This window comes from Clostridium vitabionis, from assembly GCF_015351765.1.
GTDB classification, from domain to species: domain Bacteria; phylum Bacillota; class Clostridia; order Lachnospirales; family Lachnospiraceae; genus Clostridium_R; species Clostridium_R vitabionis.
The window spans coordinates 72,127-98,556 of record NZ_JADKQA010000005.1 but is presented as its reverse complement, the minus strand read 5'-3'; the positions used below and the strand labels follow the sequence as shown (position 1 = coordinate 98,556).

Here is a 26,430-nt window from a genome sequence, read left to right as displayed (position 1 = left end):
GGCAGGCTGCAGGCATCAAACCTCTCCTTGTCTGCGGCAAAGCTTCGCGGGAGGCGGAACCCTGAATAGGATATTTTTATCACGGCAAAGAAAAATCTATAGAATTGTCGGTGGAAAAATTGGGCATTTTCGCCTATAATTGTAGCAACGTTCTATTCAATTCAGCAATATCGTGAAAAAATAGACTGCAGACAAGGAGAGTGTTATGAGCAGATTGAGCATTGTGACACAGAACAATGCGCAGAAGACAGTCGAGGAGCTCTATAAGGATCTGGAGCGCAGGATCACGGCAAGCCAGCCGGGACTCTGCCCTGTGGATCTCGCGTGGGCATTTCTCCACCTCTGTCATGCGCAGTCCTGTGGGAAATGCGTTCCCTGCCGGATCGGCCTCGGCCAGCTTGAGCGGCTGATCAATTCGGTTCTCGAGGGGACGGCGACGATGGATACCCTGACCCTGATCGAGCGTACGGCAGAGAGTGTCTATTACTCATCAGACTGTGCAATCGGCGCGGAGGCAGCCCACATGGTGCTGCGCGGCGTCCAGGGGTTCCGCGACGATTATATCGAGCACATCACCAAGCACCGCTGCAAGGGTCTCCAGAACCAGCCGGTTCCCTGCGTGTCCCAGTGTCCGGCGCACGTGGATGTGCCCGGCTATGTCGCCCTTGTCCACGAGGGGAGATACGCGGATGCGGTCAACCTGATCCGCAAGGACAATCCGTTCCCGGCGTCCTGCGCGCTGATCTGCGAGCATCCGTGCGAGGTCCGCTGCCGCAGGACCATGATCGACGCGCCGATCAATATCCGCGGCCTCAAGCGCTTTGCCGTGGAGAACGAGGGCGAGATCAAGACCCCGCGCCGCTACGAGGCGACGGGCAAGAAGGTCGCGGTCATCGGCGGCGGCCCGTCCGGCCTTTCCGCCGCGTACTACCTGTCGATCATGGGCCACGACGTGACGGTCTATGAGCAGAGAAAACAGCTCGGCGGCATGCTCCGCTACGGCATCCCGGCATATCGCCTTCCGCGCGAGGTTCTGGATCATGAGATCGAGGGCTTGAAGCTCTCCGGATTCAAGGCAGTGACCAATGTCAGCATCGGCAAGGATATCTCGATCGAGGAGATCCGGGAGCAGTACGACGCGCTCTATGTTGCCATCGGCGCACACACAGACCGGAAGATCGGCATCGACGGCGAGGACGCGGCGGGCGTTATCTCGGCGGTGGAGATGCTGAGAGATATCGGCGATAACATTTACCCGGATTTCACCGGCCTCAATATCGCGGTGGTCGGCGGCGGCAACGTCGCCATGGATGTCGCGCGGACGGCGGTGCGCTGCGGCGCGCGGACAGTCCGCATCCTGTACCGGCGGAGAATCCTGGATATGACAGCCCTTCCGGAGGAGGTTGAGGGCGCCATCGCGGACGGCTGCGAGGTCATGGAGCTGGATTCCCCGCTCCGCATCGAGAAGGATGAGGAGGGAAATGTCTCGGCGATCTGGTACCGCCAGCAGATGACCAGCTATGTGAAGGACGGGCGTCCGTCGGCGATCCCTTCCAGCGAGAGGGAGGATATCCGCATGCCGGTGGACCGCGTCCTCGTCGCGGTCGGCCAGGGCATCGATTCCCAGAAATTCGGCGAGTTCGGCCTTCCGCTCCAGCGCGGGCGCATTGATGCCTTTGACACCAGCAGTATCCGGGATGCGGAGGGCATCTTCGCGGGCGGCGACTGCGTGACCGGCCCGGCAACCTGCATCCGCGCCATCGCGGCGGGCAAGGTAGCGGCTGCCAATATCGACGACTATCTCGGGTTCAACCATGAGATCCGGACCGACGTCCAGGTTCCGCCGGTGAGATTCTCGGACAACAAGCCGTGCGGCAGGATCAACCTCCGGGAGCGTCCGGCTGATGAGCGCCGCCACGATTATGACCTGATGGAACTGTCGATGACGAGGGAGGAAGCCTGCCAGGAATCCGGCCGGTGCCTCCACTGCGATCACTTCGGCTACGGTGTATTTAAGGGAGGCAGAGAGGAAAAATGGTAAATGTAACGATTGACGGCAGGGAGCTTCAAGTGCCGGAGGGCACGACGATCCTGGATGCCGCGAAGCTTGCCGGCATTCACATCCCCACGCTCTGCTTCATGAAGGATCTGAACGAGATCGGTGCCTGCAGGGTCTGCGTTGTCGAGGTGGAGGGCTATGCCCGCCTCTTTACTGCCTGCAATAATCCGGTGGCCGAGGGCATGGTGATCCGCACCAACACGAAGAAGGTCCGCAACACCCGGAAAATCAATGTGGAGCTGATTCTTTCCGAGCACGATACCAACTGTGCCATCTGCAACCGCGGCGGCACCTGCGGCCTGCAGAAGGTGGCCAACAACCTGAATATCATCGGCGTCCCCTATGAGCGGACGATCCCGGAGAAGCGGGGGAGTGTGAAGTTTCCGCTGATCCGCGAATATGAAAAGTGCATCAAGTGCATGCGCTGCATCCAGGTCTGCGACCATGTACAGAATACCCATATCTGGGACCTGGTGAATACCGGCTCCCGGACCACGGTGGATGTCTCCGGACTTTACCGCCTGGAGGACGCGGACTGCGTCCTCTGCGGTCAGTGTATCACGCACTGTCCGGTCGGTGCACTCCGCGAGCGGGATGACACAGACCGCGTGCTGGACGCGCTGGAAGATCCGGAGGTGATCACGGTTGCGCAGGTCGCGCCGTCGATCCGCACCTCCTGGGGAGAGGCGTTCAAGGTGAACCCGGAATTCGCCACGCTGCGCCGCCTGGTGGCCGCCCTCCGGAAAATGGGCTTCGACTATGTCTTTGACACCGATTTCTCGGCTGACCTCACGATCATGGAGGAGGCCAATGAGCTCCTGGAGAAGCTGAAGAACCCGGAGAAGGCGAAATTCCCGATGTTCACCTCCTGCTGCCCGGGGTGGGTGCGCTTCGCCAAGGCGCATTACCCGGACTTTGTGGACAATCTCTCCACATCAAAGTCCCCGCAGCAGATGTTCGGCGCGATCGCGAAGAGCTATTACGCGGATACCCTCGGCGTGTCGCCGAAGAAGATTTTCTGCGTCTCCATCATGCCCTGCGTCGCGAAGAAGGCGGAGGCAGCTTATCCGAATATGGTGGACGATGAAGGGGATCCTGAGGTGGATGTTGTTCTGACCACGCGGGAGATTGCCCGCCTGATCCGCTCGGATTCCATCGATATCACCGCGCTCAACGAGTCCGATCCGGATCTTCCGCTCGGGGTCGGCTCCGGCGCCGGCAATATCTTCGGCGCGACCGGCGGCGTCATGGAGGCAGCTCTCCGGAGCGCCTACTATTTTGTCAACGGAAAGAACCCCAACCCGGATGCGTTCAAGGCAGTCCGCGGCATGAAAGGGCGGAAGGAATCGGAATTTGACCTCGGGAACGGCCAGAAGCTCAGGGTCTGCGTGGTCAACGGCCTCGGCAACGCGAGCGCGCTTCTCGAGGATCTCCGGAAGGGGAGGGCGAGCTACGATTTCGTCGAGGTCATGGCCTGCCCCGGCGGCTGCGTCGGCGGCGGCGGCCAGCCGATCCGCGAGGGCTTCGAGCTTGCCCCGCTGCGCGCCCCGATCCTCTACATGCAGGACCAGGGAAGCAACCTGCGCTTCTCGCATGAGAATCCGTCCATCAAGGCGGTCTACCGCGATTACCTTGGCGAGCCTCTCTCCGAGAAGGCGGAGCACCTGCTTCATACGGATCACCATGCCTGGAATATGCCGGGGGAGACGAACAATAGAAGGTGAAAACATGAATTTTGATAAAGTTTCGGAAGCTCTGCGAAAAAAAGGCTATGAAGTCCATACCTTCGCCACGGCGGCGGAGGCGGCGGAATTTGTGGACGGGCAGATCGACGGCACCTCCGTCGCTTTCGGCGGCAGCAAGACGGTGGAGGCCATGGGCCTCTATGACCGGCTCGGGGCGCATAACCGCGTGCTCTGGCACTGGCGGCTGCCGGAAGGAAAGACGGCGGACGACCTCCGCCGCGAGGCAATCGGCGCGGATGTCTATATCTCCGGTGTGAACGGTCTGGCGGAGACCGGGGAGATCATCAATATCGACGGCACGGGCAACCGGGTTGCCGCGACGATCTACGGGCACAGCCGGGTGATCTTCGTGGCCGGAAGGAACAAGATCGCCCCGGATTACGAGAAAGCGTACTGGAGGGCGCGCAATATCGCCGCGCCGAAGATCGCGGTCCGCTTCCATGTGAAGACCCCCTGTGCGGCGAACGGCGGCGACCGCTGCTACGACTGCTCAAGCCCGGAGCGCATCTGCCGGGCGCTCTCGGTGCTCTGGATGGCGCCGAAGGGCTGCAGCTATGAGGTGATCCTCATCGATGAGGACCTCGGCTACTGATGGCGGGACGGGTGAACCGGATGCCGGAGGAGGCGGAAGAACGCTTTTTCCTCCGCCTGGAAAATGCCGCCGCCGCGTCGCTCCTCGCGGAGATCCTGACGACGCCGAAGCCGGGGCTGGTGGATCAGGAGGATAACGGCGCGCACCGGGATATGAATCTCACCACGTTTATCCGCAGCACCGGGGCAGTCAGCCCGTATTTCCGGGAGATGGCGGAGGCCGCGTACACTTTGGGCGATGACCCGGAGGCCATCTTCCCGGCGGTCCGCGAGATCGGAAAGATGGCGGAGAAGGCGATGTATGCGGCGACCGGCGGCGTCAACACGCACAAGGGCATGATTTTCTCGATCGGCCTGATCTCGGCCGCCGCCGGGCTCTGCTTCCGGATGGGGAAGGGCGCGGCGCGCGGAGATCCGGCAGGTTGCGGAAGTTCTGCCGCGCCGGCCTTGCGGCGCTCCTGTTCCGCGGAGGAGCTGCTCCGGCTCTCCGGGGAGATCGCCCGGAAGGCGATGAACCGGGATTTTGCCCGGATGGCGGTACCGGACAGGCGGGCAGCTGCGCCGGATGGCGGGATGATCGCGCCGGCGACGCACGGGGAACTTCTCTACAGCCGCTACGGCGAACAGGGGATCCGCGGGGAGGCCAAGGAGGGCTTTCCGGTTCTCCGGGAGAAGGCGCTGCCGATGCTGCGCCGCTGCAGGAAGGATGAAGTGTCTGAAAACTGTGCCAATCTTGATATTCTTCTCGCGGTGATGACCTGCCTTCACGACACGAATGTAGTCCACCGGGGGTCTCCGGAGGCGCTCCGATGGCTTCAGGGCAGGGCGGCGGAGATCCTGGATCTCGGCGGGGCGGAGGCGCCGGACGGGCTTCCCCGCCTCCGGGAGTTCAATCAGGAGTGCATCCGCCGGAACCTGAGCCCGGGAGGCGCCGCGGACATGATGGCGGCGGCGCTCTATCTGGAACGCCTGGAGAGCCTGCTCTCCGGGAACATGGAAAGTTGAGGGCAGATGTTTCCATGCAGAGAACAACGGGAATTATGGATGACGCGCGGCGGCATGCCGCGGCCGTCCTTCTGATTTTTGCCGCCGCGATCGCGGCGGCTTTCGCCTTTTCTGCCGCCGTGCGGCAGCGGTCCGGGCTTCCGGAATCGGTGCTCCGGTACCGGAGCGCTATTCATCAGGCAGCCGTGGAGGAGCAGATCGACAGCTATGAGGGCTGGCTGCTTGCGATCATCCAGGTGGAGAGCGGCGGCGAGGCGGAGGACGTCATGCAGAGCAGTGAATCCGCAGGCCTTAAGTCCAATTCCCTGGATTCGGCGGAATCTGTCCGCCAGGGGTGCGCGTATTTTGCCGGCCTCCTGAAGCGTGCCGGTGAGAAACATGTGGATTTTGACACTGTGCTCCAGGCGTACAATTACGGCCCGGGCTACATCGATTATGTGGCGGAAAATGGCGGAAAACATACCTTTGACCTGGCCAAGGCTTTCGCCAGGGAAAAATCCGGAGGAAAAAAGGCCGCCTACCTCAATCCTGTGGCCGTGAGCTCCGGCGGCTGGCGCTATGCCTATGGCAATATGTATTATGCGATCCTCGTTAAGGAGGCGTATCATCTTCATCTGGAGGGAAGTAAGATGAATGAAATTACCCGGATCCTGTCGACCGCGGCGGCGATCGAGTGCCTGCTGATCATGTTTCTGGAAACCTTTGCGACCAGCTCGGCGCTGACTTCCCGGGTTTTTAAAATCAGCACAGCTGAGCTTCGGCGCAAAAATCTCGGGCTTCTCTTTCGAAATCAGGGAGTTTATAATGGGCTTATCGGAGTATTTCTGCTGTACGGAGCCTGGATTTCCCGAAACGGGACCAAGGTCTGCGCGATTTTCCTCGCCTATATGACGGCCTGCGCGATCTACGGCGCGCTTTCCAGTGGCAGGGCAGCGATTGCGCTGGGGCAGGGTTTTCTCCCCGCGGCGGCGCTTCTGTCCATGCTGCTTCATCAGGCCGTGCAGCACTGATTTTCCCCTGTCCTGCATAAGCCGGGCATGTCCGCAAAAGGCCGATCACGGGCGATTCTGCGTGCATTCCGGCATGTGAGGATCCGGACAGTTGCCAAGTTGATCATTCCGCGGCATTTCCGCCGCGGCAGCAAAAGAAGTCCTTATGTCTGAGAAGAAAAAGAATGTACAGATGTCGGATGCCTTGTCCGTGATGGCATTTCTCACGGTATCCGGCGGTTTTCAGGATGCCTATTCCTACTTTGTCCGCGGCCAGGTATTCGCCAATGCCCAGACGGGCAATATCGTCCTCATGAGCGCCCGCCTGTTTTCCGGAGACCGGTCCGGGGCGGTCCGCTATCTGATCCCGCTCACGGCATTTGCCCTGGGCGTCCTCGCCGCGGAGCAGATCCGCGCGAAGCTCCGGGGCGCGCGCCGGCTGCACTGGCGCCAGCTCATTGTCCTCATGGAGATGGGCATGCTTTTTTTGGTGGGTTTTCTCCCGCATTCCCTGGATTCCCTGGCCAATGCCCTCGTGTCGTTCTCCTGCGCCATGCAGGTGCAGACCTTCCGCCGGGTCAACGGCTATGCGTACGCGAGTACGATGTGTATCGGCAATATGCGCAGCGGCGTGGAGTCGTTCAGCGCATATCTCAGGACCGGTGACCGTGACCTTCTCCGGAAGGCCGGCCATTATTTTCTGGTGATTCTGCTCTTCGCGCTCGGCGCGGGGGCCGGTTCATGCCTGGCTGTGCGGGGGATCCGCATGATCTGGATTTCCAGCGCACTCCTCGCGGTAAGTTTTCTTTTAATGTTTATCGACAGAGAGTGAGGGAGGAAGACAGATGATTGATGTTGCGCAGATCTGTGAGATCGGGATGATGCTGGCGTTCGGGTTCTCCTGGCCGTTCAATATCGTGAAGTCCTGGAAGTCCAAGACCGCGAAGGGCAAGAGCCTGATGTTTGAGTGTGTGGTGATTTTCGGCTATCTGGTCGGGATTTACGGGAAATATGTTACCTTTAAGAAAACCGGGGCGATTCCCTATCCAACCTGGTTTTATCTCCTGGACATGGTGATGGTGATCATTGACCTGGTGCTCACGCTCAGGAACCGGGCCTACGACAGCCTGGAAATGCATAAAATCCGCAAAGAGGTGAAGAAGTCCCAGCAGGAGCAGATGGCAGTTCCGGCTGAGGAGCCGGCACCTGTTCCGGAGGAAGTGGAAGAATAAGGATCAGGAGAAGGAGCCGCCCGCAGGGGCGGCTCCTTCCTGTCCGAGGCTTTGCTTCGCGATGAACAGGAACCTTTACTTCGCGTACCGGTCGAAGAAGCTCAGTATGCCGTCCACGACCTCATTCTTGATGGCCTTGTAGTTGTGGATCTCATGGCGGTAGCCCGGATAGACCTTTGTCTCAATCTGGTGGCCGGTATCGTACAGCCAGTTGCTGACCTCATAGACACCGGACGCGTAGCCGCCGAAGGGATCCTGGTCGCCGGCGATGCTGTAGATCGGGAGTGCTTTGGGGACTTTTTCCGCCCACGCCGGGCCGGTGACATCATCGATCATTTCCATAAAGTAGAGGAGCGACCGGTTCTGGGTCGGCTTTGTGAAGGCGTCGAAGGGATCGTTCGCGTGGTCGGCCTGGACATAGGGGTCGTGGCAGATCCACTCGTTGCCGAGCTTGATTTCGCCGCAGCGCTCGCCCATCCAGCCCATGGCCTCGCCGGCGGCTTTCGGGTCGGAGCCGGTGGCCTGGCCGCTCTCTACCAGGTCTCTCAGCATGGCTTCCACTTTTTTGGTCGGGAAACTGCCGCAGGTGCCGCAGATGGTTGCCGCTGCGAGCTCATTTCCCCAGCGGGCCATGAACTCCCGCGCGATCACCGAGCCCATGCTGTGACCGAACAGGAAATACGGCAGATGCGGGAACTTCTCCTGGACACATTTTTTCAGGCGGTGTTCGTCCTCAACCATCGTCTCAAACCCCTTGTCCCCCCAGTCGCCCCAGGTGGCATTGTTCACGATCGCTGTCTTGCCGTGGCCGACGTGGTCGTCACAGGCGACGATGTAATCCGCCTCGACGTAGCGGGCAATCATGTGCAGGTAGCGCCGCGCGTGTTCGCCGAAGCCGTGGATGAGCTGGATTACCCCCTTCGGCTTGGCCGCGGGGACGAAGATCCAGTACTGCACCCGGTCTCTGCCATTGTAGCTTAAAAATTCGTCTTCATAGAGCATGGAAAACACCTCCATCATTTGTATTTGTCTATACAAAAAGACTTCTCCTTCCCTGATTATAGTCCCTGCTTGAAAAATTGACAAATGTTGCAACGAATTAAAAATTTCGGCCAAGAACCGTAACGAATTTTCCCGGCTTGGGCAGAAGAGTTTCAGATATTATGGAGTAACCGCCTGATTTATGGTAAAATTACGAAAGACCGGCAGCTGTTGTACTGCCAGAGAATCAGGAGGTTATTATGCCCAAGAGAACAGACATCCACAAGATTCTTATCATCGGTTCCGGCCCGATTGTCATCGGCCAGGCGTGTGAGTTCGATTATTCCGGGACGCAGGCGTGCCGCGCGCTGAAAAGTCTCGGCTATGAAATTATTCTGATCAATTCTAATCCGGCGACGGTGATGACGGATCCGGAGATGGCTGACCGCACTTATCTTGAACCGCTCGACGCGAAGCGTCTGGAGCAGGTGATCGAGAAGGAGCGCCCGGACGCGCTCCTGCCGAACCTGGGCGGCCAGACGGGGCTTAACCTCTGCGCGGAGCTCGCGAAGAACGGCATCCTGGAAAAATACGGCATCCAGGTTATCGGCGCGGATGCCGAGGCAATCGAGCGCGGGGAAAACCGGATCGCGTTCAAAAAGACGATGGAGGAGCTGGGCATCGGAATGGCGAAGAGCGAGGTCGCCTATTCCGTCGATGAGGCGCTGAAAATTGCCGATTCCCTGGGATACCCGGTGGTTGTCCGGCCCGCGTACACGATGGGCGGCACCGGCGGCGGGCTTGTCTATAACCGCGACGAGCTCCGGACGGTCGCCGACCGGGGGATCGGGGCGTCCCTGATCCACCAGATTCTCGTGGAGGAATCGGTGCTCGGCTGGGAGGAGCTGGAGCTCGAGGTGCTGCGCGATTCCGCCGACAATATGGTCACGGCCTGCTTTATTGAAAATGTCGACCCCTGCGGGATCCATACCGGGGATTCGTTCTGTACCGCGCCGATGCTCACCGTGCCTGCTGAAGTCCAGGCGGAGCTGGAGAGGCAGGCGTTCCGGATTGTCCGGAAGATCGGCGTTGTGGGCGGGACAAATGTCCAGTTCGCGCGGGATCCGGAGACCGGCCGGGTGATCGTCATCGAGATCAATCCGAGGGCTTCCCGCTCGTCCGCGCTGGCGTCCAAGGCGACCGGCTTCCCGATCACGTATATTTCCGCCCAGCTTGCCTGCGGGGTGCTGCTTTCCGAGATTCCCTGCGGGAAGTGCGGCACGCTGGACAAGTATGTGCCGGAACATGATCACGTTGCCGTCAAATTTGCCCGCTGGGCATTTGAGACGTATCAGGATGTCGAGGACAAGCTCGGGACGCAGATGCGCGCGGTCGGCGAGGTGATGGCGCTCGGGAGAAATTTCCGGGAAGCTTTCCAGAAGGCGGTCCGCTCGCTGGATAATGGCCGCAGCGGCCTTGGCCACGCGAAGAATTTTGCCGCGAAGACGAAGGAGGAACTCCTGCGTCTCCTGGTACAGCCTTCTTCCGAGCGGTATTTCCAGATCTATGAGGCATTCCGGAAGGGTGCTTCCGTGGAGGAGGTTCAGGCGGTCACCCGCGTGAACGAATATTTCCTTGCGGAGATCCGGGAGCTTGCCCTGGAGGAGGAGACGCTGGTTTCCCGCTATTACGGGACAGTTCCGGCAAACTCGGTCTACGCCGACGCCGACCTGATCCAGGCGAAGAAGGACGGATTCTCGGATCAATATCTGGCGGAGATCCTGAACGTTCCCGAGGGCGAGATCCGGAAGCGCCGCGAGGAGCTGGATCTCGTGGAAAAGTACGCGCAGGTACGGGTGAGCGGGACAGAGGACGGCACTTATTATTATTCCAGCTATATTGGCACGGATGAGGTGGCTGTCGCTGCGGACAGCAGGCAGAAGATCCTGATCCTCGGCGGCGGGCCGAACCGGATCGGTGAGGGAAGCGAATATGATTACGCCTCGGTCCATGCGGCAAAGGCGCTGAAGAAGCTGGGATTTTTGACCATCCTGGTGAACTGCAATCCGGAAACCGTGTCCACGGACTTTGACACGGCGGACCGGCTGTATTTTGAACCGCTGACCCTTGAGGATGTGCTGGGCATCTGCCGGAAAGAGAAGCCGGCCGGGGTGATTGCGCAGTTCGGCGGCACCACCGCCGTCCGGCTCGCAGAGGAGCTGGAGAAGGAGGGCGTTCCCGTCCTCGGCACAAGGCCTGAGGAAAATGACCAGGCAGCGGATCCGGCGGGTTTCCGGGGCCTGATGGAGAAGCTCGGCATCCCGGTTCCGGATAAGCTGATGGACAGCGCGATGGAATGCGAGGCGGACGCGGTCAGCGACGGCGAAAATGTGTATATTCCTGCGGTAAATGAACACATCGAGCTTGCCGGGATCCATGCCGGCGATTCTGCCTGCCTGATTCCGTCCAAGCATATTCCGGAGGGGAATCTCCGGACAATCCGGGAATATACGAAGAAGATTGCCGGGGCGATGGGGATCATCGGCCTCCTCAATGTGCGGTTCGCCATCGAGGACGGCAGGGTGTATGTCCTTGAGGTGAACCCGGGCGCATCCCGCACGGTTCCGCTGACCTCAAAGGTCTGCGGGATCGACCTGGCGGCGGTGGCTGTGGATGTCATCACCTCAGCGATGACCTTCCGTCCGTCGCCGGTATCGAAGCTTCTTCCGCGGTTTATTCCGTACTATGGCGTGAAGGAGGCGGTCTTCCCCTTCGCCATGTTCCCGGAGGTAGATCCGCTGCTCGGGTCGGAGATGCGTTCCACCGGCGAGGTGATGGGCATTGCCGCTGCCTCCGGTGAGGCATTCTACAAGGCCGAGGAGGCCGCGGGATCCACCCTGCCGCTCTCAGGGACGGTGCTGATCTCGTTAAATGAGCAGGACAAGCCGGAGGCCGCGGTTCTGGCGAGAATGTTCGCCGAGGACGGTTTCCGCATCCTGGCCACGGGGCGCACATACCAGGTAATCACAAGCGCAGGCGTCTCGGCAGAGAAAGTGCTGAAGATCTACGAGGGCGGACGGCCGAACATCCTGGACCTGATCATCAACGGCAGGATTGACCTGATTGTCAATACCCCGGAGGGGGAGACCGGCCACCACGACGACAGTTACCTGAGAAAGGGCGCCATCCGCGCGGGTGTCCCGTACATCACCACGGTGACGGCGGCGCGTGCCGCTGCGGAGGGAATCCACCAGATGCTCCGCTCCGGGGACAGCGGGATTCTGCCGCTGCAGGAATGGCATGAAAAAATCGAGACAGAGGGCAGCTGACACGGAATGGAACAACGGAAACCGGATAGGACACTCGACAGGGACGGGCAGATCGCGGTGCTTCACTCGCTCCTCGATATCGGGGAAATGCTGGTGTGCTCGGGCGCGGAGATTAACCGCGTCGAGGACACCCTCGCAAGAATCGGATATTCCTACGGCGCCGAGCACATGGATATTTTCGCGATCATGTCCAGCATCATCGTGACGGCGGTATTTCCCGGCTATCGGGAGGTCACGCTGACGAGGAGGATCACCTCCCCGGGGCCGACGGATTTTACCAAAATCGAGGAGCTGAACGCCCTCAGCCGGGAATGCTGCAAGGCGCCATTTTCCCCCGGGAAGCTCCGGGAAAAGGTGTGCAGGATCCGGGAGGAGCAGCTGTCCGACCGCGACCTGATCGCCGGAAGCCTGATCGGCTCGTTCAGCTTCGCCGTATTTTTCGGCGGAACCATCGCGGACGGGCTGACGTCGGCGGGAATCGCGCTCCTGATCTGCCTTCTGCAGAAGCGGATTGTAAAATACATGCCGAACACGGTGACCTCCAACCTGGTGATCTCCGTATTCATGGGGGCGTTCATCTGGAGCATCACCCGCCTGTTTTCCTTCCTCCACCAGGACTGGGTGGCTATCGGCGATATCATGCTCCTGATTCCCGGCCTCGCGATGACCAACGCGTTCCGGGACGTCCTGGTCGGAGACACGATTGCCGGCCTGATGCGGTTGATTGAGAGCCTGCTATGGGCCGGCGCCATTGCCGCGGGCTTCATGGTGGCTTTCTGGTTTCTGCAGGAGGTGGTGGCATGAACCGGATTCTCCTGCAGCTTGCGGCCAGCTTTTTCGGGACTTACGGCTTCTGCCTGATTTTCCGCTTGCGGAAAAAATGGCGTCCTGCCGCCTGCCTGATCGGCATGGCGGGCTGGGGCGTGTACCTGGCCGGCATGCATTGGTGGCAGAATATTTTTCCGGCGACGCTTGCCGCCTCCGCTTTCTGCGCTGTCTGCGCGGAGACGCTGGCGAGGCTCTGCAGGGTGCCGGCGACCGTACTTTTTATCCCGTCGGTGATCCCGCTGATCCCCGGGCGCGCGCTCTACTACGCGCTGAGCAACGCGGTCAGCGGCGATATCTCCGCGGCGCAGGTGGATTTTGAGATTACCGTGATCTACGCGCTCGCGATCGCCATCGGGATGTCCATCGTTTGGGCATTCTGGTATGTGGTCCGGAAAATGCTGGAGAACGGCAGGAATCCGCGATGCCGGAGGGATGCCGGAAGGGAGGAAGGAGGGCGATGATGCCGGAGACACAATTGCCGCAAAGGTGCGAGGTGTGCGGCTGCGCAAAGCTCTGTACAGAGAATCTCTCGCTGTTTCGGGAACTCCCGATGGCCGTCCAGGAACGGCTGACCGCCCAGGCGGTCTCCACCCATCATGTCCGGGGAAGCCGGCTATTCCAGCAGGGAGATCCGATCGATGAGATCCGGATTATCCGCCGCGGCCAGGTGAAGCTCTGCCGGTTTGACACCGACGGCAGGGAATATATCCTGGATGTGCTGTCCGCGGGCAATTCGATCTGGGAGGGAATCTTCCGCCCCGGCGCGGAATTTGTCTATGACGGGGTCTGCCTGACGGATGTCGAGCTCTGCGAGGTCAGGCGGCCGGTGTTCCTGGCGGAGATTGCCGGAAAGCCGGAGGTGGCGTCCTACCTGATCGGCCTGCTCAGCATCCGCCTGGCGGAAGCCCAGGAGAAGGCGCTGCTCTTGACGATCCGCGATCCCAGGGTCCGCATGGCGGGATTCCTGCTTGACCGGGACCGCCGCTGGCCGGGGCCGGAGATCAATCTGAAGCTGGAGGAGATCGCCGCGAGCATCGGCCTCAGGGAGGAGACGGTCAGCCGGGTTCTCCGCGGATTTGAGAAGAGCGGGATTATCGAGAGAATGGGAAAGGGCAAAATCCGCCTGCGGGACCGGGACATGCTCCGCGAGATTTCCGAGGGCGGAAGAGCATAGAAAACTGCCTCTGTCCGGCATATCCATGATGCCGGACAGAGGCAGGACAAGCATTGCCGGACGGGCAGCTGCCCGGCACCAATTCAGGAATCAGCAAAGGAGGGTACACAATGAACGACCAGGTTATGCACAAGCTGTCCTATGGGCTGTTTGTCCTCACCGCGAAGGACGGCGAGAAGGATAACGGCTGCATCATCAACACGGTGACGCAGGTGGCCAGTGAGCCGAACCGGATTTCCATCTCGGTCAACAAGAAGAATTACACGCACGATATGATCCTGAAGACAGGGGAGTTCAATGTCTCTATTCTCAGCGAGAAGGCCAAATTTGACACTTTCCGCCATTTCGGCTTCCAGAGCGGGCGCGATGTGGATAAGATGGCAGGCATCGAGATCAGCCGCTCGGCGAACGGGATTGTGTACCTGAACACCGGCGAGACGAACGCCTATATCTCCGCAAAGGTGATCCAGTCCATCGACGTCGGCAGCCATACCCTGTTTATCGCGGATGTGACGGATGGTGAGGTGCTTGCGGATACCCCGTCCGCGACCTACGCCTACTACTTCTCCAACATTAAGCCGAAGCCGGAGCCGGCGCCGAAGAAGACCGGCTGGATCTGCACGATCTGCGGCTATATCTATGAGGGCGAGGTTCTCCCGCCGGATTTCATTTGCCCGATCTGCAAACATCCGGCATCCGATTTCCGGAAGCTGTAATCTTGAACGGATCCTCCGGCGGATGGCCGGGGAGATTCCCGTGTTCTCTTGGATAATCGGATGATATGGTCAGAAAGGCCCGCTCCGGGATGCCGGGGCGGGCCTTTCTGAGCATTGCGGGAGAACCGGATACCGAGGCGAAATCCGGTTTCCAGCCGGAAAATCCGGTCACTTCTGATAGTTTCTCTCACCGAAGATGGCGGTGCCGACCCGGACGATGGTCGCGCCTTCCTCCACGGCGACCGGATAGTCGGCGGTCATGCCCATGGACAGGGTATCCATCCTGACGCCGGGATACCCCATTGCGCCGATCTGCTCGCTGAGCAGCCGCAGGTTCCGGAAGTGCACCCGGTTGGTTTCGGCATCCTCCGTGATCGGTGCGGAGGTCATGAGGCCGCGGACCTGGATGTGCGGCATCGCCCCGATCACCTTCGCTGCCTCCGGGGCAGCCTCGGCGGTGAAGCCCCACTTGGTCTCCTCCCGCGCGATATTGACCTCCAGGAGGACATCCATGTTTACCCCGTGCTTCGCGGCTTCCTTCTCAATCTGCTCCGCCAGCTCGACGGTGTCTACGGAGTGGATCAGCTTCACCTTGTCGATGATGTATTTTACCTTATTTCTCTGCAGGTGGCCGATCATGTGCCATTCCACCTGGTCACCGAGAACCTCGTACTTTTTCTGGATTTCCTGGACATAGTTTTCGCCGAAGGCGTGCTGTCCGATGGACATGGCTGCCCGGATGTCCTCGACGGGCTTTGTCTTGCTGACCGCAAGCACCTTCACGTCCTCCGGGTTTCGCCCGGATTTCCGGCAGGCCTCTGCGACTTTTTCGCGGACCTCCCGGAGATTTTGCTCAATGGTTTCCGCAGAAAGTTCCATGGTGAACATACCCCCTTCTGAATTATTTGCCGATTCTCTTTAAAAGATAGGGAATGACGGCCTCAAAATCAACACTGTATTCCTTTTCCGGATCGTGCTCCATCGTCTCCCGGATGGACGCCACCGTGTAGTCCGCGGCGATCCGCAGGGAGTCTTCCATGGAAAATCCGTTCATCATCGCGCCCACGGCGGTGCTGGAGAAGAGGTCGCCGGTTCCGTGGTAGCTGCGGGAGAGCTTCTCGTGGGAGAAACCGAAAAACTTCCCGGACGCAGCCTCCATACCCATGACGCCGGTTTTCCCCTTCTCGGGAGTTACGCCGGTGATGACGACGGCCTTCCGCGTGCCGAGGGCGGCGAGCTTCTCGAGAAGGCTCCGGAGATACTTCTCATCCCCGTCAGGGAGATAGGGCGTTCCGGTCATCAGGCAGGCCTCCGTCAGGTTCGGGACGATGATGTCCGCGCATGCGCAGAGGGAAGCCATGGCTTTGGGAAAATCCCGATCAAACGCCGGGTAAAGCTTTCCACCGTCCGCCATGGCCGGGTCCACGAAGCGGAGCGTGCCTTCCCCGCCGAACGTGTCGAAGAACTTCCGGACAAGGGCAATCTGCCCGGCGGATGCCAGGTATCCGGTGTAGATGGCATCGAAGGATAGGCCGAGCTTCTGCCAGTGGGCGGAAATGGGCGCAATCTGATCCTGCAGGTCACGGCATGTGGGTGCCGGGAACATTGTGTGGGTGGAGAGAACCGCGGTGGGCAGGATGGCGGTCTCGATGCCCATCGCGGAGAGCACCGGGAGGGCGATCGTGATTGAGCATTTGCCATAGCAGGAAATATCCTGGATTGTCACAATTTTTTTCATCAGCAGATACCTCGCTTTTTCTGTTCATTCTCCCATTCTAGAGGCAATCTGTCCTGATTTTAATAGACAAAAATAAGAAAATATATCAGGACAGTCTATCTGTCCCGACAGATGGCGGAAAAAAGCCTTGACATATACCTTACTGGGGTATACTATATCGACATGCCGGGGAGAGGTGCCTGGGGATTTTTCCTCCTCCTGTTTCCGGCGGAGATGATCGAGCTTACCAGGAGGAATGCGATATGGCGGCGAAGGAAAAGACGGAGAAAACGTGCGAAAAGTGCGAGAACTGCTCGCACCGCGAGAAGATGCGGCCGGAAAAGGAATATAAGGAACTGATGAACCGGCTCAAGCGGATCGAGGGGCAGATCCGCGGGATTGAGGGCATGCTTGAGCATAACGCCTACTGCCCGGATATCCTGATTCAATGTTCGGCGGTCAGCAGCGCGCTGAACAGCTTCAACAAGGTGCTGCTCGCAAATCACATCCGCACCTGTGTTGTGCAGCAGATCCGCGAGGGCGATGACCAGACGATCGATGAGTTGCTGAATGTCCTCCAGAAACTGATGAAATGAACTGCTGAAATGATGGGAATCATCCGGCAGATTTCGGAGAATGCGGCGGGAAGGAGAATAAGGCATGAAACAGTATAATGTTACCGGCATGAGCTGCGCCTCGTGCAGCGCGCATGTCGAGAAGGCGGTGAAGAAGGTGCCCGGCGTGACCTCCTGCAGTGTGAGCCTTCTGACGAACTCAATGGCGGTCGAGGGGACAGCGAAGCCGTCCGAGATCATCAAGGCGGTGGAAAATGCGGGCTATGGGGCATCGGTAAAGGGCGCCGCGCGGGAATCTGCGGGCACTAAGCTCGCCGAGGAGGAAGAGGCGCTGAAAGACAAGGAGACGCCGGTTTTGAAAAAACGGCTGTTCTCCTCGGTGGTCTTCCTGCTCATCCTGATGTATTTCTCCATGGGGCACATGATGCTGGGCTGGCCGGTGCCGCCCATTTTCGAGAACGCCGCTTCCCAGGCGGTTCTGGAGATGCTGATCGCGATCGTGGTTCTTGTCATCAACCGGAAGTTCTTCACGAGCGGGTTTCGGGGGCTTTTCCACGGCGCCCCGAACATGGACACCCTGGTTGCCCTCGGCTCCACAGCTTCCTTCGGCTACAGCCTGGCTGAGCTGTTTCTCATGATCGACGCGATGGGCCGCGGGGACGCGGCTGCGGTGGCGCGGTATTCGATGAACCTCTACTTTGAGTCCGCCGCGATGATCCCGACGCTGATCACGGTCGGGAAGCTTCTCGAGGCGATGTCCAAGGGGCGGACGACCGACGCGCTGAAGAGCCTGATGAAGCTTGCCCCGAAGACGGCGGTGATCGAGCGGGACGGCGCGGAAACCGAGGTCCCCATTGAGGAAGTGCACCGCGATGACATCTTTGTCGTGCGCCCGGGGGAAAATATCCCGGTGGACGGCGTGATCCTTGACGGCAGCACGGCGGTCAATGAGTCCGCCCTGACCGGCGAGAGCATCCCGGTGGACAAGGCTGCCGGGGACAGGGTTTCCGCGGCGACGATCAACCAGTCCGGCTTTATCCGTTGCCGGGCGACGAGGGTCGGGGAGGACACGACACTCTCCCAGATCATCCAGATGGTCAGTGACGCGGCGGCGACTAAAGCGCCTCTCGCGAGGATCGCCGATCGGGTATCCGCGATTTTCGTGCCCGCGGTTATGGGCATCGCCCTGCTGACCTTTGCGGGCTGGCTCCTCGCCGGCCGGGATGTCGGCTTCGCGATCGCGCGGGCGATCACGGTGCTCGTCATCAGCTGCCCCTGCGCGCTCGGCCTCGCGACCCCGGTGGCGATCATGGTCGGCAGCGGCATGGGCGCGAAGAACGGTATCCTCTATAAGACTGCCCAGTCCCTCGAGGAGACCGGGCGGGTGCAGATCGTTGCCCTGGACAAGACCGGAACCATCACCGCGGGAGTTCCGAAGGTGACCGATATCGTTCCCGCGGAGGGGATTGATGAGGAATTGCTCCTCAAGCGGGCTTATGCCCTGGAGCAGAAGAGTGAGCACCCGCTCGCGAAGGCGGTTGTCGAGTATGGTAAGGAAATGCAGGTTCCCGCGGAGGAGGCGGAAGGATTTCAGGCACTTCCCGGCAACGGCCTCCGGGGAGTAATCGGCGGGAAGACGGTCCTCGGCGGCAGCCGGGCATTTATCGGCGAAAAAGCCGCGATCAGTGCGGAGATGAACCGGCAGGCAGATGAGCTCTCCGGGCAGGGCAAGACGCCGCTCTTCTTCGCGGAGGACGGCCGCCTTCTCGGGATGATCGCCGTCGCGGATGTTATCAAGGAAGACAGCCCGCAGGCGGTGGAGGAACTCCGGAAAATGGGCATCCGGGTGGTGATGCTGACCGGGGACAATGCGCGCACCGCGAAGGCGATCGGCAAGCAGGCCGGCGTAGACCGGGTGATTGCCGGCGTCCTGCCGGACGGCAAGGAGAGCGTCATCCGCGCTCTCCAGAAGAGCGGAAAGGTCGCGATGGTCGGCGACGGCATCAACGACGCGCCCGCGCTCACCCGTGCGGATATCGGCATCGCGATCGGCGCCGGGGCGGATGTCGCGGTGGACGCGGCGGATGTCGTCCTGATGAAGAGCCGGCTGACCGATGTGTCCGCGGCGATCCGCATGAGCCGGGCGACGATCCGGAACATTCATGAGAACCTGTTCTGGGCATTCTTTTACAATATCATCTGCATTCCGCTGGCGATGGGCCTCTACGGCTTTGCGATGAAGCCCATGTACGGCGCGGCGGCCATGAGCATTTCCAGCTTTACGGTATGCATGAACGCGCTGCGGCTGAACCTTTTCCGGCTGCACGACGCTTCAGGAGATAGATCTCAGAAACCGGTTGAGCTCCCTGAGGAAATCCTTGAGGAAAAGGGAGAGAATAAGGAGGAAGCAATGAAGAAGACGTTGAAGATCGAGGGAATGATGTGCGGCCACTGCGAGGCCACGGTGAAGAAAGCCCTGGAGGGGCTGGACGGCGTAGCCGGCGCGGAAGTCAGCCATGAGAAGGGGCAGGCTGTTGTGGAGCTGACGAAGGATGTCGACGACGCGGTGCTCAAAAAGGCCGTGGAGGATCACGACTATAAGGTAGTGGACATCGCCTGAGACCAGGCGGGAGGAGCAAGGATAGGGAGAAGCCCGGCGGCATGCCGGGTTTCTTCTTATATATATAGCTATATTTCTCATAGAGGGAATGACATAAATTGTCAAAAAATGAACAATTAGTGTACAGACAAGCAACATGATGATGAATAATATTCAACTTTGTAAATTTTGCTTGCCAGCGGATTGTTAACGTGCTATAAACTAAAAATGAAAATTTTCTAAACAAGGTTTTCAGAAACGGGAGAGAAACATGATCACACCGAAGGAGTACAGGGAACGCCTGCTGGCAAAATACATGCCGACTTTTGACATCGAGGTGCCATACAGCGTAGGCGGAACCATTTACCCGGCGTATGCGTGCTTTTCTTCCAAGAGCGAGAAGTACGTTCTCGTCCGGCAGGCAAACCTCTGGACGACCGATTCGCATGAGCATGTCCTCTTTCTGGAGAGGGAGCGTTGCGGGGCGGAGATCACAGAGGAAGTGAAGAGACTGGTTGAACAGCACATGGAACCGGAGATGGTCCGCGGGGGAGAGAAGCTTCCCGAGAAGGATCACATGATTTCCTATCTGACGGTGATCGTGCTCCTTCGGGAGACACCGGATCCGGATACGGTTCAGGCGGTCCGGCGGTTCCGCTTCACGCGGAGTTACCTTTTTACCCTCCGGGGGCGGGCGGAGACCCACCTGATTCTCGCTGATCTCGGGAAGGAACAGATTTTTACCAACCGGGACGCGGCGAGACATCGGAAAATCTACGAGGATATTTTTCGGGAGGTTCATCAGGGCCTTCCGGGGTACTTGGATCTTCTCGCGAAGCAGCAGTAATTTTACAGAGGAGGAAATGTTATGAACGCTGCAGTAGTTCTCATCGCAAGCATCATCATCCTCGCTGTCGGCTATGTATGCTACGGCGGATGGCTTGCAAAGCAGTGGGGTGTTGATCCCGACCGCACCACACCGGCACACACCTTCCAGGATGGTATGGATTATGTGCCCGCAAAGACCCCCGTCCTTATGGGACACCACTTTTCGTCGATCGCCGGCGCCGGCCCGATCAACGGCCCGATCCAGGCCGCGGTATTCGGCTGGGTTCCGGTCCTGCTCTGGATCCTGATCGGAGGCATCTTCTTCGGCGGCGTTCATGATTTCGGTGCGCTTTTTGCTTCCCTGAGAAATGACGGCAAGTCGATCGGCGAGGTTATCGCCGACACGATGGGAACGAAGGCAAAGCGGATCTTCCTTGTGTTCTGCTATGTGACCCTTCTTCTCGTTGTCGCCGCGTTCGGCTCCATCGTTGCCTCCACGTTCGGCAACACGACGGCAGCGGGCAAGGCGGTTGAGGGGCAGGCGCTCAGCGCGAACCTTTCTACCGCGAGCATTTCCCTGCTGTTCATCGTCCTGGCCATTATCTTCGGCATCCTCGTATACCGGATGAACATGAACATTGTCGCGGCCAGCGTCCTCGGCATCATCGGCATCTGCGGCATCGTTGCCCTGGGCCTCAACTGGCATCCGCTTTCCCTGTCTTACAACGCCTGGATGTGGCTGATCGGCTTGTACATCGCCGTGGCTTCCGTAACCCCGGTATGGATTCTTCTCCAGCCGCGCGATTACCTGAGCTCCTTCCTGCTGTACTTCATGATCCTTGTCTCCATTGTCGGCATCCTCGGATGCGCGTTCGGTGGAAACGGCAATCTCGCGATGCCGGCATTTACCAGCTTCACGGCACCGAAGAGCAATGGCCTCTTCACGACCGGTACGATGTTCCCGGCCCTGTTCGTCACCATCGCCTGCGGCGCGATTTCCGGATTCCACTCCCTGGTATCCTCCGGAACAACGTCCAAGCAGCTCGACAATGAGAAGAGCGCACGCCCGGTGGCCTATGGTTCCATGCTGATTGAGTGCGTGGTCGGCGTGATTTCCCTCTGCGCGGTCGGTTTTGTCTGGGCCGGCGCGTCCTCCGCGTCGCCCGCGGAAGCCGGACTGACCTCCCCGACAGCGGTATTTGCCAAGGGCGTGTCCGAGATGATCGGCACCTTCGTCGGCCAGGACAGCCCGCTGGTCAGCGTTGCGTACAGCACACTGATCCTCGCGGTATCGGTATTCTGCCTGACCTCCCTGGATACGGCGACCCGTCTTGCCCGCTATATGTTCCAGGAATTCTTCACCGAAAAAGATCAGACCTACAGGGATCTGACCGGGGCAAAGAGATTTTTCGCTGACCCGTATGTGTCCACGATCATCACGGTGATTCTCGGTATCGGCCTCGGCCTTACCGGATATACCAAGATCTGGCCGCTGTTCGGCGCCGCCAACCAGCTGCTTGCGGCTCTGGGCCTTCTCGCGGTATGCGCGTGGCTCGGCTCCGTCGGCAGAAATAACAAGATGTTCTACTTCCCGATGGTCTTCATGCTGCTGGTGACGATCACCTCCCTCTGCCAGACCATCAAGGCGAAGCTCACCGCCGGCGGGATGTGGAGCTACATTCAGGCAGCTATCGCCATCGTCCTTGTCGTTCTCGCGATCGACCTGGCCGTGGACAGCTTCCGCACACTGCATAAGCAGCACGCGGAGAAGGCAGCGCTTGACGCCTGATCTGCCCGCTGCAGATGAGTTACAAAAATCGAGGGAAAATCCTGGCCTCCGGGATTCCGCTTTGGCGGAATTCCGGAGGCTTTTGCTTATGCAGAGCACTTAACAATAACCAGCCGCTTAACGAGGACAAGCGAAAGCGCAGTCCGAGTTTAGTGGAGTGGCTATCCGCGGAGCGGGGCGCGAGCCCAGCGGGCGAAGTGCGAGTTTAGTGCGAGCTATGCGAATTTGCTTAGTGAGAACAAGCGTAAGCGCAGTTCGAACTTAGCAAATTTGCTGTTCTGACGAAAACCACGGGCTGATCCCGGCGATGTTATCGCTGCTGGTTACCCCCCGCGCTCCGCGGTGCCGGATTTTCGCGGGCAGCTCTTGTAAAAACCGGACGAGCCGGTATAATGAAGATTGTTAAGTCCTTCTAACTAAAATGAGAGAGGATAGGAAGAATGACATTAAAGGAACTTCGTGTGGGAAAAAGTGCTGTGGTCACCGCGGTTGGCGGGGAAGGGGCGCTCCGCCAGCATTTTCTGGATATGGGACTGATCCCCGGCGTGCGCGTGACCTTGGTTAAGTACGCGCCCATGGGCGATCCGATGGAGCTGCAGATTCATGGTTATGAGCTGACGCTGCGGCTTGACGACGCAGGAAAGATCGAGATCAATCCGGCGGCGGATGCGGCGGAACCATCAGCCGCGGCGGATGCGGCGGACACGGATGGCAGGGGGCTGATTAACCAGACCGTCCATCCGGGGCTCGGCGAGGGCGGGAAGTATCACGTCCGCGCCGGCGAGCACCCGCTGCCGGATGGCACCGTCCTGACCTTTGCCCTGGCGGGCAATCAGAACTGCGGCAAGACTACGCTGTTCAACCAGCTGACCGGGTCGAATCAGCATGTGGGCAATTTCCCCGGCGTCACGGTGGACCGCAAGGCCGGTGTGATCCGGGGGTATCCGGACACGGAGATCACCGACCTTCCCGGCATTTACTCCCTGTCTCCCTACACGAGCGAGGAGATCGTCACCCGGCAGTATATTATCGGTGAGCACCCGAAGGGGATCATCAATATTGTGGATGCCACCAACCTGGAGAGAAATCTCTACCTGACCATGCAGCTGATGGAGCTGGATATCCCGATGGTGCTCGCCCTGAACATGATGGACGAGCTGACCGGAAACGGCGGGTCTGTCCGCGTCAATAAGATGGAGGAAATGCTGGGCATCCCGGTCGTCCCGATCTCGGCGGCGAAGAATGAGGGCATCGATGAGCTTGTCCGTCACGCGGTTCATGTGGCGCATTATCAGGAGACGCCGGGAATCACCGATTTCTGCGACGCGAATGACCACGGCGGGGCTGTACACCGCTGTCTGCACGGCATCATGCACCTGATCGAGGATCACGCGAAGGCGGCGGGGATTCCTGTCCGCTTTGCGGCGACGAAGCTCGCCGAGGGCGACCCGCGGGTGATGGAAGCGCTGAACCTGACGGAAAATGAGAAGGAGATGATTGAGCACATCATTGTGCAGATGGAGGCGGAGCGCGGCCTGGACAGGGCGGCGGCGATCGCGGACATGCGATTTGCCTTCATCCGGAAGCTGGTTGGCCAGACCCTCATCCGCCCGAAGGAGAGCCGGGAGAACCAGCGCAGTGTCGCCATCGATAAGGTTCTGACGGGGCGCTACACCGCGATTCCGGCCTTCATCGGCATCATGGCGCTGGTCTTCTGGATGACCTTCGGCCTGATCGGCGCATTTCTCCAGAAGGTCATGGCTGATCTGGTCGGCTGGCTCACGGAGGTCACGGACAGGGCCATGACCGCGGCAGATATCGCGGCCCCGGTGCACTCCCTCGTGATCGACGGCGTGTTCAACGGTGTCGGCACGGTGCTGAGTTTCCTCCCGATCATTGTCACCCTGTTCTTCTTCCTGTCCCTTCTGGAGGATACGGGTTATATGGCCCGCGTGGCTTTTGTCATGGACAAGCAGCTCAGGAAAATCGGCCTCTCCGGGCGGAGTATCGTCCCGATGCTGATCGGCTTCGGGTGCACGGTTCCCGGTGTTATGGCCAGCCGGACGCTGCCGTCCGACCGCGACCGGAAGATGACGATCATGCTGACGCCGTTCATGAGCTGCTCCGCGAAGCTGCCGATCTATGCGTTCTTCACGGCGGCATTTTTCCCGCGTCACGCGGTGCTTGTCATGATCCTGCTCTACTTTACCGGAATATGCATCGGCATCCTGGCCGCCCTGGTGACCAAGAATACGATGTTCAAGGGCGAGGCGGTTCCCTTTGTCATGGAACTTCCGAACTACCGGCTGCCGGGAGCGAAAAATGTGCTCCAGCTGCTCTGGGACAAGGCGAAGGACTTCCTGGAGCGGGCATTTACCGTGATCTTCATGGCGACCATCGTGATCTGGTTCCTCCAGAACTTTAACCTGAGGCTCCAGATGACCGCGGATTCGCAGTCCAGCATCCTCGCGGTTATTGCCGGAAAGATCGCACCGATCCTCGCGCCCGCCGGGCTTGACGACTGGAGGATCTCCACAGCGCTGATCTCCGGCTTTATGGCGAAGGAGAGCGTTGTGGCGACCCTGAACGTCCTCTACGGCGGGATGGCCGAAGTCCAGGCGGCTCTCACGAGCCTTCAGGCGGCCTCCATGCTGGTGTTCTGCCTCCTCTATACGCCCTGCGTCGCGGCAATTTCCTCGATCCGCAGGGAGCAGGGAAATGGCTTTGCGGTCGGTGTTGTGGTCAGCCAGTGTGTGATTGCCTGGATTGCGGCGGTGCTTGTCCGCCTTGTCGGCGGTCTTCTGATCTGAGATGTGGGGCTTCTGCCTGGCTGCGGCAGGAGTCCTTTTTTGAGTAAAAGTTAAAAAGCGGAAAAGCAGTTGCGGCCTCTGCCGCCCGGCGGTAGAATAGGAAAGACAGAATTGGGAGAAATTTCTGAAGGAGACCAATGAAAAGACAGCGGGTACAGGTATCTCACCAAGATCACGCAGGATGAGAAGGGCTGCATTGTCGAGGCGGCAGCCGCGAAGAGCGCGGCTTGGAAATGAGGGGAGAGGCATCATGGAAGAAATCATCGTCAGCGCATCGATTACGTACAAGGTCCTCATTGAGCGGGGGCTTCTCGCCCGCGTGGGGGAATTGTCCGCGCCGCTCATCCGCGGCCGGCACGCGGCCATCATCTCGGACAGCAATGTGTGGCCGCTCTACGGCCCGGCGGTGGAGGAAAGCCTCAGGGATGCTGGCTTCACGGTTGATTCCTTCGTCTTCCCCGCCGGGGAGACCTCGAAAAATCTGGGAACACTCGGAGAGATCCTGACATTCCTCGCCAGGAAAGAGTTCACCCGCCAGGACGCGGTCTTCGCGCTGGGCGGCGGGGTCACTGGCGATATGGGCGGCCTGGCCTCATCCCTGTTTCTCCGCGGGATTCCCTATGTCCAGATCCCGACCTCCCTTCTTGCGATGGTGGATTCCTCGGTCGGCGGGAAGACCGCGGTGGATCTCCCGGAGGGGAAAAACCTGGTCGGGACATTTACCCAGCCAGTTCTCGTCGTCTGCGACCCCGACACGCTGAAAACCCTGGAACCGGCGGTATACGCCGAGGGGTGGGCGGAGATCATCAAGTACGGGATGATCCTGAGCCGCGGCCTCCTGGAGTTTCTTCTGGACAATCCGGTGGGAACCGACATCGAGAAGGTGATTGCGGACTGTGTGACCATGAAGCGGGACGTCGTCGCGTCGGATGAACGTGATACCGGCGGGCGGCAGATCCTGAACTTCGGGCACACGATCGGGCATGCCATCGAGCGGTGCGCCGGCTACCGCTATTACCACGGGGAGGGCGTCGCTATGGGCATGGCAGTGATGACCAGGGGCTGCATCGCGAAAGGCTGCTGCCCGAAGGCGTGCGGGAGGATTCTGGAGAAATTGCTGGAGAAATACCATCTGCCGAAGACCTGTGATATCCCGAGGGAAGATTTACTTAAGGCGGCACGTGCCGACAAGAAGCGCCGGGGGGATCAGATCACGCTGATTGAGCCCAGGGATGTCGGCAGGTGTGTACTGGTCAAGACCGGCTTTGGCGAGCTGGATGAGATTTTGCGGCTGGGGCTTTGAGCTTCGCGGCTGCCTTGATTGTGAACAAATCGTGCTGCGGGCGGATTTCCACGGGGAAGTCCGCCCGCGGCGGTTTGAAGGGCATCTTCCGGGCGATGAGAAATTTTTGTAAAAAGATTAGCACTCACATCTTGACAGTGCTAACAACTGTGCTATAATG

At 59.6% G+C, this 26,430-nt stretch carries 21 protein-coding genes; 18 read left to right on the top strand and 3 right to left on the bottom strand.

The annotated features are described in order from the left end of the window. Positions 1 to 205: 205 nt before the first annotated feature. From ISF27_RS10345 to ISF27_RS10315, 7 genes are all read left to right on the top strand, one after another. Positions 206 to 2,041: an NAD(P)-binding protein gene (locus tag ISF27_RS10345; RefSeq protein WP_194611411.1), complete on the top strand. Its 1,836-nt coding sequence runs from the start codon at positions 206 to 208 to the stop codon at positions 2,039 to 2,041. Continuing rightward, positions 2,035 to 3,783, top strand: a complete 1,749-nt coding sequence (locus ISF27_RS10340) for a [FeFe] hydrogenase, group A (RefSeq protein WP_194611410.1) — start codon at positions 2,035 to 2,037, stop codon at positions 3,781 to 3,783. The genes ISF27_RS10345 and ISF27_RS10340 overlap by 7 nt, the downstream gene beginning before the upstream one ends. Positions 3,784 to 3,787: 4 nt before the next feature. Next, on the top strand, positions 3,788 to 4,396 hold the full coding sequence (locus ISF27_RS10335; RefSeq protein WP_194611409.1) for a lactate utilization protein: 609 nt from the start codon (positions 3,788 to 3,790) through the stop codon (positions 4,394 to 4,396). Next, positions 4,396 to 5,400, top strand: coding sequence for a triphosphoribosyl-dephospho-CoA synthase (locus ISF27_RS10330; RefSeq protein ID WP_194611408.1), 1,005 nt, complete (start codon positions 4,396 to 4,398; stop codon positions 5,398 to 5,400). Before ISF27_RS10335 ends, ISF27_RS10330 begins: the two co-directional genes overlap by 1 nt. 14 nt (positions 5,401 to 5,414) lie before the next feature. Further along, positions 5,415 to 6,410: a DUF1304 family protein gene (locus ISF27_RS10325; protein ID WP_194611407.1), complete on the top strand. Its 996-nt coding sequence runs from the start codon at positions 5,415 to 5,417 to the stop codon at positions 6,408 to 6,410. Between the two features lie 145 nt (positions 6,411 to 6,555). Further along, the gene (locus tag ISF27_RS10320) at positions 6,556 to 7,221 is read left to right on the top strand and encodes a YoaK family protein (protein WP_235986287.1); all 666 of its coding nucleotides are present in this window, start codon (positions 6,556 to 6,558) and stop codon (positions 7,219 to 7,221) included. A gap of 13 nt (positions 7,222 to 7,234) precedes the next feature. Next, positions 7,235 to 7,621, top strand: coding sequence for a hypothetical protein (locus tag ISF27_RS10315; protein WP_194611406.1), 387 nt, complete (start codon positions 7,235 to 7,237; stop codon positions 7,619 to 7,621). Positions 7,622 to 7,696: 75 nt separating this feature from the next. Here ISF27_RS10315 and ISF27_RS10310 read toward each other — a convergent pair whose 3' ends face one another. After that, positions 7,697 to 8,641 carry a serine aminopeptidase domain-containing protein gene (locus ISF27_RS10310; RefSeq protein ID WP_407926084.1) on the bottom strand — a complete coding sequence of 315 codons (945 nt, stop codon included), beginning with the start codon at positions 8,639 to 8,641 and terminating at the stop codon, positions 7,697 to 7,699. 221 nt (positions 8,642 to 8,862) lie between these two features. On the opposite strand from ISF27_RS10310, the gene carB reads away from it, so the two are divergent. The 5 genes from carB (at position 8,863) to ISF27_RS10285 (ending at position 14,649) form a co-directional block, all read left to right on the top strand. Beyond that, positions 8,863 to 11,931: a carbamoyl-phosphate synthase large subunit gene (gene carB, locus ISF27_RS10305; RefSeq protein ID WP_194611405.1), complete on the top strand. Its 3,069-nt coding sequence runs from the start codon at positions 8,863 to 8,865 to the stop codon at positions 11,929 to 11,931. A 6-nt stretch (positions 11,932 to 11,937) separates the two neighbouring features. Then, positions 11,938 to 12,735 carry a threonine/serine exporter family protein gene (locus ISF27_RS10300; protein WP_194611404.1) on the top strand — a complete coding sequence of 266 codons (798 nt, stop codon included), beginning with the start codon at positions 11,938 to 11,940 and terminating at the stop codon, positions 12,733 to 12,735. Next, positions 12,732 to 13,220, top strand: coding sequence for a threonine/serine exporter family protein (locus ISF27_RS10295; protein WP_194611403.1), 489 nt, complete (start codon positions 12,732 to 12,734; stop codon positions 13,218 to 13,220). The genes ISF27_RS10300 and ISF27_RS10295 overlap by 4 nt, the downstream gene beginning before the upstream one ends. Beyond that, the gene (locus tag ISF27_RS10290; RefSeq protein WP_194611402.1) at positions 13,220 to 13,933 is read left to right on the top strand and encodes a Crp/Fnr family transcriptional regulator; all 714 of its coding nucleotides are present in this window, start codon (positions 13,220 to 13,222) and stop codon (positions 13,931 to 13,933) included. The genes ISF27_RS10295 and ISF27_RS10290 overlap by 1 nt, the downstream gene beginning before the upstream one ends. Positions 13,934 to 14,043: 110 nt before the next feature. Continuing rightward, a complete protein-coding gene (locus ISF27_RS10285; protein ID WP_194611401.1) occupies positions 14,044 to 14,649 on the top strand; it encodes a flavin reductase in 606 nt (201 codons plus the stop codon). A 168-nt stretch (positions 14,650 to 14,817) separates the two neighbouring features. Here the strand turns inward: ISF27_RS10285 and ISF27_RS10280 are convergent, their stop codons facing one another. Further along, positions 14,818 to 15,528, bottom strand: a complete 711-nt coding sequence (locus tag ISF27_RS10280; RefSeq protein ID WP_194611400.1) for a YggS family pyridoxal phosphate-dependent enzyme — start codon at positions 15,526 to 15,528, stop codon at positions 14,818 to 14,820. Between the two features lie 22 nt (positions 15,529 to 15,550). After that, positions 15,551 to 16,387 carry a pyridoxamine kinase gene (locus ISF27_RS10275; protein ID WP_194611399.1) on the bottom strand — a complete coding sequence of 279 codons (837 nt, stop codon included), beginning with the start codon at positions 16,385 to 16,387 and terminating at the stop codon, positions 15,551 to 15,553. Between the two features lie 242 nt (positions 16,388 to 16,629). Here ISF27_RS10275 and ISF27_RS10270 point away from each other — a divergent pair, with 242 nt between their 5' ends. From ISF27_RS10270 to aroB, 6 genes are all read left to right on the top strand, one after another. Next, positions 16,630 to 16,962 carry a metal-sensing transcriptional repressor gene (locus ISF27_RS10270; RefSeq protein ID WP_194611398.1) on the top strand — a complete coding sequence of 111 codons (333 nt, stop codon included), beginning with the start codon at positions 16,630 to 16,632 and terminating at the stop codon, positions 16,960 to 16,962. A 64-nt stretch (positions 16,963 to 17,026) separates the two neighbouring features. Then, positions 17,027 to 19,561 carry a heavy metal translocating P-type ATPase gene (locus ISF27_RS10265; protein WP_194611397.1) on the top strand — a complete coding sequence of 845 codons (2,535 nt, stop codon included), beginning with the start codon at positions 17,027 to 17,029 and terminating at the stop codon, positions 19,559 to 19,561. Positions 19,562 to 19,811: 250 nt separating this feature from the next. Continuing rightward, positions 19,812 to 20,387, top strand: a complete 576-nt coding sequence (locus tag ISF27_RS10260; protein WP_194611396.1) for a hypothetical protein — start codon at positions 19,812 to 19,814, stop codon at positions 20,385 to 20,387. 21 nt (positions 20,388 to 20,408) lie between these two features. Next, positions 20,409 to 22,157 carry a carbon starvation CstA family protein gene (locus ISF27_RS10255; protein ID WP_194611395.1) on the top strand — a complete coding sequence of 583 codons (1,749 nt, stop codon included), beginning with the start codon at positions 20,409 to 20,411 and terminating at the stop codon, positions 22,155 to 22,157. Between the two features lie 440 nt (positions 22,158 to 22,597). Next, positions 22,598 to 24,967, top strand: a complete 2,370-nt coding sequence (gene feoB / locus ISF27_RS10250; protein WP_194611394.1) for a ferrous iron transport protein B — start codon at positions 22,598 to 22,600, stop codon at positions 24,965 to 24,967. 250 nt (positions 24,968 to 25,217) lie between these two features. After that, positions 25,218 to 26,270 (top strand): 3-dehydroquinate synthase, encoded by a 1,053-nt coding sequence (aroB, locus tag ISF27_RS10245; RefSeq protein WP_194611393.1) that lies wholly within the window; start codon positions 25,218 to 25,220, stop codon positions 26,268 to 26,270. Positions 26,271 to 26,430: the final 160 nt, after the last annotated feature.